The sequence below is a fragment of the Streptomyces sp. S.PNR 29 genome (assembly GCF_030386795.1).
In the GTDB taxonomy this organism is placed as follows: domain Bacteria; phylum Actinomycetota; class Actinomycetes; order Streptomycetales; family Streptomycetaceae; genus Streptomyces.
In genome coordinates this window covers 883,778-898,919 of sequence record NZ_JANUQM010000002.1, presented here as the reverse complement: position 1 = coordinate 898,919, position 15,142 = coordinate 883,778, and the positions used below count along the sequence as shown (strand labels likewise).

15 protein-coding genes are annotated in these 15,142 nt (G+C 69.7%); 9 read left to right on the top strand and 6 right to left on the bottom strand.

Translation table 11 applies throughout. The annotated features are described in order from the left end of the window. Positions 1-35: 35 nt before the first annotated feature. Together fabI and fabG are read right to left on the bottom strand one after the other, a co-directional pair. Positions 36-803: an enoyl-ACP reductase FabI gene (fabI, locus tag NW895_RS08755; RefSeq protein WP_289934764.1), complete on the bottom strand. Its 768-nt coding sequence runs from the start codon at positions 801-803 to the stop codon at positions 36-38. A 5-nt stretch (positions 804-808) separates the two neighbouring features. Then, the gene (gene fabG, locus NW895_RS08750; RefSeq protein WP_289934763.1) at positions 809-1,528 is read right to left on the bottom strand and encodes a 3-oxoacyl-[acyl-carrier-protein] reductase; all 720 of its coding nucleotides are present in this window, start codon (positions 1,526-1,528) and stop codon (positions 809-811) included. Positions 1,529-1,811: 283 nt separating this feature from the next. Here fabG and NW895_RS08745 point away from each other — a divergent pair, with 283 nt between their 5' ends. Genes NW895_RS08745 through tyrS form a run of 3 tightly spaced genes read left to right on the top strand, consistent with a single transcriptional unit; the run spans position 1,812 to position 6,051 of the window. Then, positions 1,812-3,335, top strand: a complete 1,524-nt coding sequence (locus NW895_RS08745; protein ID WP_289934762.1) for a TldD/PmbA family protein — start codon at positions 1,812-1,814, stop codon at positions 3,333-3,335. Continuing rightward, positions 3,332-4,726: a metallopeptidase TldD-related protein gene (locus NW895_RS08740; protein WP_289934761.1), complete on the top strand. Its 1,395-nt coding sequence runs from the start codon at positions 3,332-3,334 to the stop codon at positions 4,724-4,726. Before NW895_RS08745 ends, NW895_RS08740 begins: the two co-directional genes overlap by 4 nt. Positions 4,727-4,782: 56 nt before the next feature. Then, positions 4,783-6,051: a tyrosine--tRNA ligase gene (gene tyrS, locus NW895_RS08735; protein ID WP_289934760.1), complete on the top strand. Its 1,269-nt coding sequence runs from the start codon at positions 4,783-4,785 to the stop codon at positions 6,049-6,051. Positions 6,052-6,148: 97 nt separating this feature from the next. Here the strand turns inward: tyrS and NW895_RS08730 are convergent, their stop codons facing one another. Further along, positions 6,149-6,424 (bottom strand): GlsB/YeaQ/YmgE family stress response membrane protein, encoded by a 276-nt coding sequence (locus NW895_RS08730; RefSeq protein ID WP_289934759.1) that lies wholly within the window; start codon positions 6,422-6,424, stop codon positions 6,149-6,151. Between the two features lie 245 nt (positions 6,425-6,669). Between NW895_RS08730 and NW895_RS08725 the strand changes: the two genes are divergently transcribed. From NW895_RS08725 to NW895_RS08715, 3 genes are all read left to right on the top strand, one after another. Then, a complete protein-coding gene (locus NW895_RS08725) occupies positions 6,670-7,068 on the top strand; it encodes a DUF3099 domain-containing protein (protein ID WP_289934758.1) in 399 nt (132 codons plus the stop codon). Between the two features lie 216 nt (positions 7,069-7,284). Further along, the gene (locus tag NW895_RS08720) at positions 7,285-7,512 is read left to right on the top strand and encodes a hypothetical protein (protein ID WP_289934757.1); all 228 of its coding nucleotides are present in this window, start codon (positions 7,285-7,287) and stop codon (positions 7,510-7,512) included. Between the two features lie 150 nt (positions 7,513-7,662). After that, positions 7,663-7,791 (top strand): hypothetical protein, encoded by a 129-nt coding sequence (locus NW895_RS08715; protein ID WP_289934756.1) that lies wholly within the window; start codon positions 7,663-7,665, stop codon positions 7,789-7,791. Between the two features lie 79 nt (positions 7,792-7,870). Here the strand turns inward: NW895_RS08715 and moaA are convergent, their stop codons facing one another. From moaA to NW895_RS08700, 3 genes are all read right to left on the bottom strand, one after another. Beyond that, entirely contained in the window at positions 7,871-8,860 is a 990-nt protein-coding gene (gene moaA, locus NW895_RS08710) for a GTP 3',8-cyclase MoaA (protein ID WP_289934755.1), read from the bottom strand. Positions 8,861-9,032: 172 nt separating this feature from the next. Beyond that, positions 9,033-10,670, bottom strand: coding sequence for a cation acetate symporter (locus tag NW895_RS08705; RefSeq protein ID WP_289934754.1), 1,638 nt, complete (start codon positions 10,668-10,670; stop codon positions 9,033-9,035). Further along, positions 10,667-11,023: a DUF485 domain-containing protein gene (locus NW895_RS08700; RefSeq protein WP_289934753.1), complete on the bottom strand. Its 357-nt coding sequence runs from the start codon at positions 11,021-11,023 to the stop codon at positions 10,667-10,669. The genes NW895_RS08705 and NW895_RS08700 overlap by 4 nt, the downstream gene beginning before the upstream one ends. A gap of 317 nt (positions 11,024-11,340) precedes the next feature. Between NW895_RS08700 and NW895_RS08695 the strand changes: the two genes are divergently transcribed. The 3 genes from NW895_RS08695 to NW895_RS08685 all read left to right on the top strand — a co-directional run bounded on the left by NW895_RS08695 (position 11,341) and on the right by NW895_RS08685 (position 15,109). Next, a complete protein-coding gene (locus NW895_RS08695; protein ID WP_289934752.1) occupies positions 11,341-12,870 on the top strand; it encodes a S8 family serine peptidase in 1,530 nt (509 codons plus the stop codon). 54 nt (positions 12,871-12,924) lie between these two features. Beyond that, positions 12,925-14,502 (top strand): S8 family serine peptidase, encoded by a 1,578-nt coding sequence (locus NW895_RS08690; RefSeq protein WP_289934751.1) that lies wholly within the window; start codon positions 12,925-12,927, stop codon positions 14,500-14,502. A 76-nt stretch (positions 14,503-14,578) separates the two neighbouring features. Beyond that, entirely contained in the window at positions 14,579-15,109 is a 531-nt protein-coding gene (locus NW895_RS08685) for a hypothetical protein (RefSeq protein ID WP_289934750.1), read from the top strand. Positions 15,110-15,142 lie beyond the last annotated feature (33 nt).

Genomic DNA, 15,142 nt, shown 5'->3' with positions numbered 1-15,142 from the left:
TGCGAGCCCTCGTCAGTCGGCCGGACCGGCGGCGATCACGCGCCGATGGCGTGCAGACCGCCGTCCACGTGGATGATCTCGCCGGTGGTCTTCGGGAACCAGTCGCTCAGCAGGGCGACGACACCGCGGCCGGCCGGCTCGGGGTCCTTGAGGTCCCACTCCAGCGGGGAGCGGGAGTCCCACACGGAGGCCAGCTCACCGAAGCCCGGGATGGACTTGGCGGCCATGGAGCCGATGGGGCCCGCGGAGATGAGGTTGCAGCGGATGTTCTGCTTGCCCAGGTCGCGCGCCATGTAGCGGTTGGTGGCCTCCAGGGCGGCCTTGGCCGGGCCCATCCAGTCGTACTGCGGCCAGGCGAACTGGGCGTCGAAGGTGAGGCCGACGACCGAGCCGCCGTTCTGCATCAGCGGCAGGCAGGCCATGGTCAGCGACTTCAGGGAGTACGCCGAGACGTGCATGGCGGTGGCGACCGACTCGAACGGCGTGTTGAGGAAGTTGCCGCCGAGCGCGTCCTGAGGGGCGAAGCCGATGGAGTGGACGACGCCGTCGAGGCCGCCGAGCTCCTCGCCGACGATGTCGGCCAGGCGCCCGAGGTGCTCGTCGTTGGTGACGTCGAGCTCGATGACCTTGGTCGGCTTCGGCAGCTTCTTGGCGATGCGCTCGGTCAGCGTGGGCCGCGGGAACGCGGTCAGGATGATCTCGGCGCCCTGCTCCTGGGCCAGCTTGGCGGTGTGGAAGGCGATGGAGGACTCCATCAGCACACCGGTGATCAGGACGCGCTTGCCCTCGAGAATTCCGCTCATGGTGATCAGTGACCCATTCCCAGTCCGCCGTCTACGGGGATGACGGCTCCAGTGATGTACGAGGCGTCGTCCGAGGTGAGGAACCGCACCGTCGCGGCGACCTCCTCCGGCTGCGCGTACCGGCCGAGCGGCACCTGCGACACGATGTTCGCGCGCTGTTCGTCGGTGAGCACCTTGGTCATGTCGGTGTCGACGAAGCCGGGCGCGACGACGTTGAAGGTGATGTTGCGCGAGCCCAGCTCACGGGCGAGGGAACGCGCGAAGCCGACGAGGGCGGCCTTGGAGGCGGCGTAGTTCGCCTGCCCCGGCGAGCCGTACAGCCCGACGACGGAGGAGATCAGCACCACGCGGCCCTTCTTGGCGCGCAGCATCCCGCGGTTGGCGCGCTTGACGACGCGGAAGGTGCCGGTGAGGTTGGTGTCGAGGACGGACGTGAAGTCCTCCTCGGACATACGCATCAGGAGCTGGTCCTTGGTGATGCCGGCGTTGGCGACGAGGACCTCGACGGGACCGTGCGCGTCCTCGATCTCCTTGTAGGCCTGCTCCACCTGCTCGTTGTCGGTGATGTCGCACTTGACGGCGAGGCAGCCCAGTTCCGCCAGGGCGGCCGGCGGCTCGCCCGAGCGGTATGTGATGGCGACCTTGTCGCCGGCGTCGGCGAACGCGCGGGCGATGGCGAGGCCGATGCCCCGGTTGCCTCCGGTGACGAGAACCGAGCGGCTCAACGGATCACCCTTTCGATAGCGGTGTGAGTACCCGCCCCAGCACCTGGATGGCAGGCGGCGACGACAGGTGGCTTCCTCGAAAACCTATCGGGCCGAAAGCGCCCGCGGGCAATCGGGCGCCCACAGTGGCTCACGGGACTCACTGTCGGATCCCTACAGAAGCCTTCGGCGCCGGAGCGGCGCCGGAGGGATGCCGGAGGGATGCCAAAGGAAAGGTGTGGTCCACGGGCCCGCCCGCGCGACATGATCGTGGTCCACAGGCCACGACAGCAGGGAGACCTCCGTGCCTCATAGCATCGACGAAGCCTTCACGGCACTACCCCTACGCGCCCTGGCCGACGCCGCGCTGGCACGCGCGCGTGCGCTCGGTGCCGAGCACGCGGACTTCCGGTTGGAGCGGGTGCGGGGCGCGTCCTGGCGGTTCCGGGACGCCAAGCCCGCCGGATCCTCGGACACCACCGACCTCGGGTACGCGGTGCGCGTGGTGCACGGCGGTACATGGGGGTTCGCGTCGGGGGTGGACCTGTCCCTCGACGCCGCCGCCAAGGTCGCCTCGCAGGCGGTGGCGATGGCGAAACTGTCCGCCCAGGTGATCAAGGCGGCCGGGTCGGAGGAGCGCGTGGAGCTGGCCGACGAGCCCGTGCACGCCGACAAGACGTGGATCTCCTCGTACGAGATCGATCCGTTCACCGTGCCCGACGAGGAGAAGGCCGGGCTGCTGGCCGAGTGGAGCACGCGGCTGCTGGCGTCCGCCGGGGTCGACCACGTGGACGCCTCGCTGCTCACCGTCCATGAGAACAAGTTCTACGCCGACACGGCCGGGACCGTGACCACGCAGCAGCGGGTGCGGCTGCATCCGGTGTTCACCGCCGTGTCGGTCGACGAGTCGAGCGGCGAGTTCGACTCCATGCGCACCATCGCCCCGCCCGTCGGGCGCGGCTGGGAGTACCTGACCGGCACCGGCTGGGACTGGGACGCCGAGCTGGCGCAGCTCCCGGAGCTGCTCGCCGAGAAGATGCGGGCGCCGAGCGTCGAGCCGGGGCCGTACGACCTGGTCATCGACCCGTCCAATCTGTGGCTGACCATCCACGAGTCCATCGGGCACGCCACCGAGCTGGACCGCGCGCTCGGCTACGAGGCCGCCTACGCCGGCACCTCCTTCGCCACCTTCGACCAGCTCGGCAAGCTGCGGTACGGCTCGGAGCTGATGAACGTCACGGGCGACCGCACCGCCGAGCACGGACTGGCGACCATCGGCTACGACGACGAGGGCGTGGCGGCCCAGTCCTGGGACCTGGTCAAGGACGGAACGCTGGTGGGCTACCAGCTGGACCGGCGCATCGCGCGGCTGACCGGGTTCGAGCGGTCCAACGGGTGCGCGTACGCCGACTCCCCCGCCCATGTGCCGGTGCAGCGCATGGCCAACGTGTCGCTCCAGCCGGACCCCGCCGGGTTGTCGACCGAGGATCTGATCGGGGGCGTGGACCGGGGGATCTACGTCGTCGGGGACCGGTCCTGGTCGATCGACATGCAGCGCTACAACTTCCAGTTCACCGGGCAGCGGTTCTTCAGGATCGAGAACGGGCGGCTCGCCGGGCAGCTGCGGGACGTGGCCTACCAGGCGACGACCACCGACTTCTGGGGGTCCATGGCCGCCGTCGGCGGTCCGCAGACGTACGTCCTGGGCGGTGCCTTCAACTGCGGCAAGGCCCAGCCGGGCCAGGTCGCTTCGGTCTCGCACGGCTGCCCCTCGGCCCTCTTCAAGGGCGTCAACATTCTGAACACCACCCAGGAGGCCGGTCGATGAGCGCGCGTACCAGCAAGCCGCACGAGATCGTCGAGCGGGCTCTCGAACTGTCCACCGCCGACGGCTGTGTCGTCATCGCGGACGAGCACTCGACCGCCAACCTGCGCTGGGCGGGCAACGCGCTCACCACGAACGGCGTCACGCGCGGGCGCACGCTCACCGTCGTCGCCACGGTCGACGGCAAGGAGGGCACGGCCTCCGGTGTGGTGTCGCGGTCCGCCGTGACCGTCGACGAACTGGAGCCGCTGGTGCGGGCCGCCGAGGCCGCCGCGCGCGGCGCGGGTCCCGCGGAGGACGCGCAGCCGCTGGTCACGGGCGTACCGGTGTCGCCCGACTTCACGGACGCGCCCGCCGAGACCTCGTCCGCCGTGTTCGCCGACTTCGCGCCGGCGCTGGGCGAGGCGTTCGCACGCGCGCGGGCGGGCGGCCGCGAGCTGTACGGCTTCGCCAACCACGAGCTCGTGTCGACCTACCTGGGTACGTCGACGGGGCTGCGCCTGCGGTACGACCAGCCCACCGGGACGCTGGAGCTGAACGCCAAGTCGCCGGACCGTACGCGGTCGGCCTGGACCGGACAGTCCACACGGGACTTCAAGGACGTCGACCCGGCGGCGCTCGACGCCGAGCTCGCCGTACGGCTCGGCTGGGCCGAGCGGCGCGTCGAGCTGCCCGCGGGGCGCTATGAGACGCTGCTGCCGCCGACCGCCGTCGCCGACCTGCTGATCTACCAGCTGTGGTCGGCGTCGGGCCGGGACGCGGCCGAGGGCCGGACGGTGTTCTCCAAGCCGGGCGGCGGCACGCGCGTCGGCGAGCGGCTGACCGATCTGCCGCTGACCCTGCGCAGCGACCCGAACGAGCCGGGACTGGAGACCGCGCCCTTCCTGATCGCGCACTCCTCGGGGGGTGACCAGTCGGTGTTCGACAACGGGCTGCCGATCCAGGGCACCGACTGGATCCGCGAGGGCGAGCTGAAGCACCTGACGACCACCCGGCACAGCGCGGGCCTGACCGGGCTGCCGGTGGCCCCGGTGATCGGCAACCTCATCCTGGACGGCGGGTCGGACGGCTCCCTGGACGAGATGGTGGCGAACACCGAGCGCGGGCTGCTGCTGACCTGTCTCTGGTACATCCGCGAGGTGGACCCGGCCACGCTGCTGCTGACGGGACTGACCAGGGACGGCGTCTACCTGGTCGAGAACGGCGAGGTGACCGGGGAGGTGAACAACTTCCGGTTCAACGAGTCGCCGGTGGACCTGCTGGGCCGGGCGACCGAGGCCGGGCGTACGGAGCGGACGCTGCCCAGGGAGTGGAGCGACTGGTTCACCAGGGCCGCGATGCCCGCGGTGCGCGTGCCGGACTTCAATATGAGCTCTGTCAGTCAGGGCGTATAACCTCGTAGTCGGCTGTCACCCGACTGACCGAAGATCATCAAGGAGACACGAGAACCGTGACGGACATCGTCGACGAGCTGAAGTGGCGCGGGCTGTTCGCCCTGTCCACTGACGAGGACGCTTTGCGCAAGGCGCTCGCGGACGGTCCCGTCACGTTCTATTGCGGTTTCGATCCGACGGCGCCGTCGCTGCACGTGGGGCACCTGGTGCAGGTGCTCACCGTGCGCCGGCTCCAGCAGGCCGGCCACCGGCCGCTGGCGCTGGTGGGCGGCGCCACGGGTCTGATCGGCGACCCGCGCCCGACCGCGGAGCGCACGCTGAACGACCCGGAGACGGTCGCCGGCTGGGTCGACAAGCTGCGCCGCCAGATCGAGCCGTTCCTGTCCTTCGAGGGCGAGAACGCGGCCGTCATGGTCAACAACCTCGACTGGACCGAGGGCCTCTCCGCGATCGAGTTCCTGCGGGACATCGGCAAGCACTTCCGCGTCAACAAGATGCTGACGAAGGACTCCGTGGCCCGGCGCCTGGAGTCCTCCGAGGGCATCAGCTACACGGAGTTCAGCTACCAGATCCTCCAGGGCATGGACTTCCTGCAGCTGTACCGGAGGTACGGCTGCACACTCCAGCAGGGCGGCAGCGACCAGTGGGGCAACCTCACGGCCGGGCTCGACCTGATCCACCGGCTGGAGCCGGGCGCCGGCGTGCACGCCATGGCGACGCCGCTGATGACCAAGGCGGACGGCACCAAGTTCGGCAAGACCGAGGGCGGCGCCGTCTGGCTCGATCCGGAGATGACGACGCCGTACGCGTTCTACCAGTTCTGGCTGAACGTGGACGACCGGGACATCTCGAAGTACATGCGCATCCTGTCCTTCAAGTCCCGCGAGGAGCTGGAGGAGCTGGAGAAGCAGACCGAGGAGCGTCCGCAGGCCCGCGCGGCGCAGCGTGCGCTGGCCGAGGAGCTGACGACGCTGGTGCACGGCGCCGAGCAGACGGCGGCCGTGATCGCCGCGTCCAAGGCCCTCTTCGGCCAGGGCGACCTGGCGGAGCTGGACGACAGGACGCTGGCCGCGGCCCTCGCGGAGGTGCCGCACATCCAGGTCGCCGAGCTCGGTCCGGTCGTGGACCTGTTCGCCGAGGTCGGCCTGGTGGCCAGCAAGTCGGCCGCGCGCCGCACCGTCAAGGAGGGCGGCGCCTACGTGAACAACGTCAAGGTGCCCGCCGAGGACGCGGTCCCCGCCAAGGAGGACCTGCTGCACGGTCGCTGGCTGGTGCTGCGCCGCGGCAAGAAGAACCTGGCCGCGGTGGAGGTCACCGGGGCCTGAGCGCACCGCTGGGAGAGCCGCACGAGGTCTCGCGCCGTCGCGGTTTTCGGCCGTCCGGGCCGGTCACGCAGTTCGCCGCGCCAGGGGGCGCGGGGCCTCACGCTCTCCTTCTGCGGCTCTGGACCGCTGTGTACGCCCTGTCGCCGAGTACGACGAGGGCGATGGCGGCCGCGAGCTGGAAGACGTGCCGCCACCAGTCGATACCCGCTGTCGCGTCCACGCCGGCCCACCGTGCGATGGCGTTGCCGCCGACGGCGCCGAGCATGCCCAGGATGGTGGTCAGCCACAGAGGGATGTGTTGCTTGCCCGGAATGATCGCCTTGGCAAGCAGGCCCAGTACGAATCCCACGATGATCGCCCACAACCAGCCCATGGCTGCCTCCTCCTACGGCGCGAGGTGAGCACTACGGCCAGTCTCGACCCGTACGCGGTACGGCGCATGCCGGGTGCTCTCTTACACGGCAAAGCGCACGCCGTCCACGCAGGCGCGAGGGGCCCCGGTCTCGTGGGCGGCGCAGGTGCGGCGTAACGTGGGAGCTGTCCGGGACCGGTTCTGGGAGCGGCCGCGGACCTGGTACGGGGCGGGGAGAGTCCGATGCGGGCGGATGGTGGAATGTGATGCGGAAGCAGCATGGCGGCGGCAACGCCCAGGTGTTCCGGATCACCGGGGCCCGGGCGGGCCTCCAGGAGGACGTGCGCGGGCGGCAGCGCCGGTACGTCATCTCGATGACGATCCGTACGGTGTCGGTGATCCTCGCGGCGACGCTGTGGAATGTGGAACGGCACGTCGCGATCGTGGCGCTCGTACTCGGAGCGGTCCTGCCCTATATCGCGGTGGTGATCGCCAACGCCGGGCGGGAGAACGCGCCGTCGCTGCCGTCGACGTTCGTGATGGTGCCGACGCGACCGATGATCGCGCCGCCGGCGAAGGACGGGACGAACGCGGAATCCGTCCCGGAAGACGTGGTGACCGACTCGGCGTCGGGTGTGCGCAGCGAGCCGCACGACCGGTCGTGACCTCGACCGGCCGGCCGGGACAGGTGTCAGTTTCGCACCAAGCTCAAGAAAAGCTCAGATCAATCATGTTGTTCCGGTGCCGGGCGACGGGTTACCCGTGACATACTTCGTACGCGCTCCGCATCCCCCGTCGGAGCGACGGACCGACGCCGGGCAGCTCCCCCCGTGGCTGCTCGGCGTCGCCTTTTTGTGCGCTGATCGGGTTAGGGTCGGCATGTGATCGTCCCTGACCCTGATACACCGATCTGTTCCGCCAAGGGCTGCCGCGCCCCTGCTGTGTGGGTGCTCGCCTGGAACAATCCGAAGATCCACACACCGGACCGCCGCAAGACATGGCTGGCGTGCGAGGAGCACCGGGAGCATCTGTCGCAGTTCCTCGGAGTGCGAGGTTTCCTGAAGGACGTCGTCAGGTTCGAGGAGTGGGAGGCGCCCGAGGGCGCCTAGAGCTGTCGCCGTCTTCCCGACGGACTCGCGCCTGCTGCCAAGCTCAAGAAAAGCTCAGATCGATCGTGTTGTTCCGGTGCCTGGGCGACGACTCGCCCTGACACACTGACGGCCCTCGACGGACCTGCTGGAGGAGCGAAGGGGGCTTCAGTGAGTGACCACAGCGACGCGCAGCCTCGGAAGCGGCGGTGGACCGATGCGGAGAGATGGCAGGTCTGCCTGTCGGCGGCAGGGCTGATCGTGGCGATCGTCGCCGCCGTGGGGCAGTTCATGCAGTAGGCATCGGAGGGTCCGGCTCGGGGTGCCTCCCGAGTCGGGCCCTTCGGTGTCGCTCAGGGGACCTGGCCGCCGGGGTCGCTTATCCGCCGATCGCCGACATCGGCCGGTCCGGCTGGACGAACGACGGGTCGTCCAGGCCCGCGCCCGCCTTCTTGCCCCACATGGCCAGGCGCCAGATGCGGGCGATCTCCTCGTCGGGGGCGCCGGAGCGCAGGGCGGCGCGCAGGTCGGTCTCCTCGCGGGCGAAGAGGCATGTGCGTATCTGGCCGTCGGCGGTGAGGCGGGTGCGGTCGCAGGCCGCGCAGAACGGGCGAGTGACGGAGGCGATGACGCCGACGCGGTGCGGGCCGCCGTCGACGATCCAGCGCTCGGCGGGGGCCGAGCCGCGCTCGTCGGAACCCTCGGGGGTGAGCTCGAAGCGGGTGCGGAGGGAGGCCAGGATGTCGCCGGCGGTGATCATGCCGTCACGCTTCCAGCCGTGCTGGGCGTCCAGGGGCATCTGCTCGATGAAGCGCAGTTCGTAGTCGTGCTCGACGGCCCAGGCCAGCAGGTCCGGGGCCTCGTCCTCGTTCAGTCCCGGCATCAGGACGGTGTTCACCTTGACCGGGGTCAGGCCCGCGTCGCGGGCGGCGTGCAGGCCCTCGATGACGTCCTTGTGACGGTCTCGGCGGGTGAGGGTCTTGAAGACGTCCGGGCGGAGCGTGTCCAGGGAGACGTTGACCCGGTCCAGGCCCGCCGCCTTCAGGGCCGACGCCGTGCGCTTCAGGCCGATGCCGTTGGTGGTGAGGGACGTCTGAGGGCGCGGATCGAGGGCCGCGACACGCTCGACGATGCCGACCAGGCCGGGGCGCAGCAGGGGCTCGCCGCCGGTGAACCGGACCTCCTCGATGCCGAGGGAGGTGACCGCGATGTCGATCAGGCGGACGATCTCGTCGTCCGTGAGCAGGTCGGGCTTGGCGAGCCACTGCAGGCCCTCTTCGGGCATGCAGTAGGTGCAGCGCAGGTTGCACCGGTCGGTCAGCGAGACCCTCAGGTCGGTGGCCACTCGGCCGTAGGTGTCGATGAGCACGTGGGCCCCCTCCCTCGTCACGGATCACATATCTTCCGACATCTGCGAGCCTACGCGACACCACTGACAATCACGGGGTCCGGTTCCCGGGGATCGGCTGCGCCGGGACACGGCGCGGCCGCGTCGCAGGGACCTTCGGGGGTCCTGCGGCGCGGCCGCGTGAGGGAGCGGCTCAGTGGGCGCCGGTGCCGGTCAGGGACCGGACCTCCAGCTCCGCGTACTTCGCCGTGTCCGGCTCCTCCTTGGACAGGATGGTGCCGAGCCAGCCCAGCAGGAAGCCCACCGGGATCGAGATGATGCCGGGGTTCTCCAGCGGGAACCAGTGGAAGTCGACGTCCGGGAACATCGACGTCGGCTTGCCGGAGACGACCGGCGAGAACAGCACCAGGCCGACCGCCGCGACCAGGCCGCCGTAGATCGACCACAGGGCACCCTGGGTGGTGAACCGCTTCCAGAAGAGGCTGTAGAGGATCGTCGGCAGGTTGGCGGAGGCGGCGACCGCGAAGGCCAGGGCGACCAGACCGGCGACGTTCAGGTCGCGGGCGAGGGCGCCCAGGACGATGGAGACGGCGCCGATGCCGACGGTCGCCCAGCGGGCCGCGCCCAGTTCCTCCTTCTCGGTGGCCTTGCCCTTCTTGATGACGTTCGCGTAGATGTCGTGGGCGAACGACGAGGAGGAGGCCAGGGTCAGGCCGGCGACGACCGCGAGGATCGTGGCGAAGGCGACCGCCGAGATGGTGGCCAGCAGGATCGCACCCCAGTTGGAGTCGACGCCGCCCAGGTGCAGGGCGAGCAGCGGGGCGGCGGTGTTGCCGGCCTTGTTGGAGGCGATGATCTCGTCCGGCTTGATCAGCGCGGCGGCGCCGAAGCCGAGGGCGAGGGTCATCAGGTAGAAGGCGCCGATCAGGCCGATCGCCCAGATGACCGACTTACGGGCCGCCTGGGCGGTCGGGACCGTGTAGAAGCGGATCAGGATGTGCGGCAGGCCGGCGGTGCCCAGGACCAGGGCGATGCCGAGGGAGATGAAGTCCAGCTTGGTGGTGCCGGAGACGCCGTACTTCAGGCCGGGCTCCAGGAAGGCGGCGCCCTTGCCGCTGTTGTCGGCGGCGGTGCCCAGCAGGTCGGAGATGTTGAAGTTGAACTTCAGCAGGACCAGGAAGGTCAGCAGCAGCGCGCCGGCGATCAGCAGGACCGCCTTGACCATCTGCACCCAGGTGGTGCCCTTCATGCCGCCGATGCTGACGTAGACGATCATCAGGACGCCGACCAGCGCGACGATGCCGATCTTGCCCGCGTCGCTGGTGATGCCGAGCAGCAGTGAGACGAGGACGCCCGCGCCCGCCATCTGGGCCAGCAGGTAGAAGATCGACACCACGATGGTGGACGTACCGGCCGCCGTACGGACCGGGCGCTGCCGCATCCGGTAGGCGAGGACGTCACCCATCGTGTAGCGGCCGGAGTTGCGCAGCGGCTCGGCGACCAGCAGCAGGGCGACGAGCCAGGCGACCAGGAAGCCGATGGAGTAGAGGAAGCCGTCGTAGCCGAACAGGGCGATGGCGCCCGCGATGCCGAGGAAGGACGCGGCGGACATGTAGTCGCCGGAGACGGCGAGGCCGTTCTGGAAACCGGTGAACTGCCGTCCGCCCGCGTAGAAGTCGGAGGCGTCCTTGGTCTGGCGGCCGGCCCAGATCGTGATGACGAGGGTCGCGACGACGAACACCCCGAACAGGCTGATGATCAGCGGCCGGTGCTCGCTGGCCTCCCCTGCGGCCAGCACGGTCTGCGCGGAAAGGGTCTGCGCGGCGCTCATTCTGCGCCCTCCATCCGGGACTTGATGGCCTCGGCCTTGGGGTCGAGCTTGGCGGCGGCGTGCCGCGCGTACCACCAGGCGATGAGGAACGTGGTGAGGAACTGGGCGAGGCCCAGGACCAGGGCGACGTTGATGTTGCCGAACACCTTGGTGCCCATGAAGCCGCCCGCGTAGTTCGAGAGCAGCACGTACAGCAGGTACCAGGCGACGAAGGCGACGGTCAGCGGGAAGGCGAAGGAGCGGAAGGAGCGGCGCAGTTCATCGAACTCCGCGCTCTGCTGAACCTCGGAGAACTCCTCGGCGGAGGGGAGTCGGTGTTGCTCTTTCGAGGGGGGCGGTGCGTCGGTGGCCACGGAGTCTCCTCGTACGACGGACATGAACGGCTTGGACCTCACAGTGACGTGGATCACAAGAGCCGGGTGGCGATAGTAGGCGTCCCCGGCGTGATCCGACAGGGGCACGATCGTGCTCGGGCTCCCTGTTCAACGTCACGGCGGCGCGCGAGGACCGGTTCAACTCCTCGGACTGATTTCCGAAGTCGCTTCCGGTAAGTCATTGCTGGCCAGCGACTTCGGAGGATAACTTCGCCCTGCACCACCCGTCATGTACCTGCCCGAGCACCACACATGTGTCTCGGGCCGGTTTCTTTTCCGGATGATGTGGAGATCCCATGGCCCATCTGCGCTCCAGACGTCGGCTCGCCCTCGCCGTACCCGTCGTGCTGTCGCTGACCGCCTCGCTCGGCTTCCTTCCGGCGGCCGCGTCGGCCGCCCCGCGCGCGGAGGCCTCGGCCCAGGCCGCGGACGCGCCGAACCTGGCGTACGTCGTCAACACCAAGGCGGACCACGGCACGATCGCGTCGGTGAAGAAGGCGATCGACGCCGCCGGCGGCACCGTGGTCGTCACGTACGACAAGATCGGCGTGATCGTCGTCCACTCGGCGAATCCGGACTTCGGCAAGCAGATACGCACCGCGCGCGGAGTCCAGTCGGCGGGCGCCACGCGCACCACGCCGCTGACCGCCGCGGGGACGACCGACGAGGGCGCGGTCCAGATGCTCTCCGAGGAGCAGGCCGCGAAGACGGCGAACGCCTCGGCCGCCGCGGGCGACAGCGAGCCGCTTGAGGCGGACCAGTGGGACCTGCGCGCGATCGGCGCCGACAAGGCCGCCCAGATCAACCCCGGCAGCCGCAAGGTGACCGTCGCCGTGATCGACACCGGCGTCGACGACACCCATCCGGACCTCGCCCCGAACTTCTCCGCCTCCCAGTCCGCCAACTGTGTGGGCGGCAAGGCGGACACCAGTGAGGGCGCCTGGCGTCCGTACACCGCCGAGGACTACCACGGCACGCACGTGGCCGGTGAGATCGCCGCCGCGCGCAACGGCATCGGCGTCGCCGGTGTCGCCCCGGGCGTCAAGGTGTCCGGCATCAAGGTGAGCGACCCGGACAACGGCCTCTTCTACCCGGAGAGCGTCGTGTGCGCCTTCGTGTTCGCAGCCGACCACGGTGTGGAGATCACGAACAACAGCTACTACGTTGATCCGTGGCTGTACAACTGCATGGACGATCCGGACCAGCGGGCCATCGTCGATGCGGTCAACAGGGCGCAGCTGTACGCCCAGAAGAAGGGGACCCTCAACCTCGCGTCGGCGGGCAACTCGAACCACGACCTGGACTCGGACGCCATCGTCGACGACACCAGCCCCGACGACTCCACACCGGTCGAGCGCACCATCGACCCGCACGAGTGCTTCGACGTGCCGACCCAGTTGCCGGGGGTCGTCACGGTGAGCGCGACGGGCGTGCAGAACCTCAAGTCGTACTACTCCTCGTACGGCAAGGGCGTCGTCGACATCGCCGCGCCGGGCGGTGACCGGCTCTACCAGATCCCGGACACGCCGTCGAAGAACGGCCGCATCCTGTCCACCATGCCGAACGGCGAGTACGGCTTCCTGCAGGGCACGTCGATGGCCTCGCCGCACGCGGCGGGCGTCGCCGCGCTGCTGAAGTCGAAGCACCCGTGGGCGACCCCGGACCAGCTGCAGACGCTGCTGAAGGCGCAGGCGGACAACCCGGGCTGCCCCGAGTCGTACGACCAGGACGGCGACGGCACGCAGGACGCGGTGTGCGAGGGCGGCAAGCGGGTCAACGGCTTCTACGGGTTCGGCATCGTCAACGCCCTGCGTGCGGTGAAGTAGCCTGCGCCACCCGGGACTTCGGCCCCAGAACGAACGAACTGGAGACACTCACACATGACAGCGCCTCACCCGCGCTACCGCCGCGCCACCGCCATCCCGCTCGGGATGGCCCTGACGACGGCCCTGACGTTCCTGCCCGGTGCAACGGCCTCCGCGGCCGACACACCCGGCACCGTTTCCAAGGTCACCGGCACGGTGAACGACGTCCTCTCATCGGTGGGGACGAAGGACACGAAGGACGCGGCCTCGCTCAGCTACGTGGTCAACGTCCGCCCCGGCCAGGGCACTTCGGCCGCCGTGAAGAAGGCGATAACCAAGGCCGGTGGCACGGTCGTGACGTCCTACGACCGAATAGGCGTCATCGTCGTCCACTCGGCCGACCCCGACTTCGCGAAGACCATCCGCAAGGTGCGCGGCGTGGACTCGGCGGGCGCCACCCGCACCGCGCCGCTGCCCGCGCAGTCGACGGCGGACCTCGGCACCCCGAAGGTGCTCAGCGCGAAGGAGGTCGCCGACGCCAAGGCCCAGGCCGCCGACGGGCAGGATCCGCTGGAGCCCCAGCAGTGGGATCTGCCCGCCATCAAGGCGGACAAGGCGCACAAGGTGTCGCTGGGCAGCAGCAAGGTGACGGTCGGCGTGATCGACACCGGCGTCGACGACACCCACCCCGACATCGCGCCGAACTTCGACCGGGCCGCGTCGGTCAACTGCGTGTCGGGCAAGCCGGACACCGCCGACGGCGCCTGGCGGCCGAGCTCGTCCGAGAGCCCGCACGGCACGCACGTGGCGGGTGAGATAGCGGCGGCCAAGAACGGCGTCGGCATGACGGGCGTCGCGCCCGGTGTGAAGGTGGCCGGCATCAAGGTGTCCAACCCGGACGGCTTCTTCTACACGGAGGCCGTGGTCTGCGGTTTCATGTGGGCGGCCGAGCACGGCGTCGACGTCACCAACAACAGCTACTACACCGACCCGTGGTACTTCAACTGCGCCGACGACCCGGACCAGAGGGCGCTCGTGGACGCCGTCACCCGGGCCTCACGGTACGCGGAGAAGAAGGGCGTGGTGAACGTCGCGGCGGCCGGCAACGAGAACTACGACCTCGCGGCCGACGAGATCACCGACCCGTCCTCCCCGAACGACTCCACGCCCGGGGAGCGGGTGGTCGACCCGTCGAAGTGCCTGGACATCCCGACCCAGCTGCCGGGTGTCGTGACGGTCGCGGCGACCGGCGCGAAGGGCCTGAAGTCGTCCTTCTCCAACTACGGTCTGGGCGTCGTCGACATCGCCGCACCCGGCGGTGACTCCACGAGCTACCAGAAGCCGGAGGCCCCGGCGACCAGCGGCCTGATCCTGGGCACGCTGCCCGGCGGCAAGTGGGGCTACATGGCCGGTACGTCGATGGCCTCGCCGCATGTCGCGGCCGTCGCCGCCCTGATCAAGTCGACGCACCCGAAGGCCACCCCGGCCGTGGTGAAGGCCCTGCTGTACGCGGAGGCCGACGCCACGCCGTGCACGAAGCCGTACGACATCGACGGCGACGGCAAGGCCGACGCGGTGTGCGAGGGGCCGAAGAACCGCAACGGCTTCTACGGCTGGGGCATCGCGGACGCACTGGACGCGGTGACCAAGTAGGCACCACGCGTGCGGGAAGCGGGCCGGGCGGAGGCACTCGCCCGGCCCGCTTCGTCCGTACGGCAAGATCTCTGTCATGCGTGTGTACGAGGATCCAGCGACCTGGACGCCCGAACCGGTCCGGCCCCGCGGGCAGTTGGCCCTGCGCTTCGTCGCGACCCTGGTGTTCGTCCCGGTGCTGAGCGCGGTGTGGCTGGCCGTCGCGGCCGTGTTCTTCGTCGTGGGCCTGTTCGCCGACGCGATCGCGGCCGTCAGCGACGGCTTCGGACGCGGCTACGTGAGGTTCGCGGACGGCACGCTGAAGGGCATCGCCAGCCTGGCCTCCTGGTGCGTCACCTGGCCGGAGCTGCGCCACGAGGGCGACACCGGCTACTACAAGGCCCGCGTCGACAAGGTGGTCGCCCGCTGGACCGCGCGTGCTTCGGCCCCGCACGCTCCGAAGAAGGCGCGGCCGCCCATGGAGTGCGAGATACCCCTGCGCGACTACCGCGGTGTGGGCGGCCGGTACGTCGCCGAGGTCGCCCTCGCCCAGGGGTGGGAGCTGCGCCCCACGGATGTGCGCAAGGAAGTGCGCCTGTGGTGGTCGGCCGCCTCTCACATTGATTGAGTCAACACTGCATAGTGCAGTCATGATGGATAG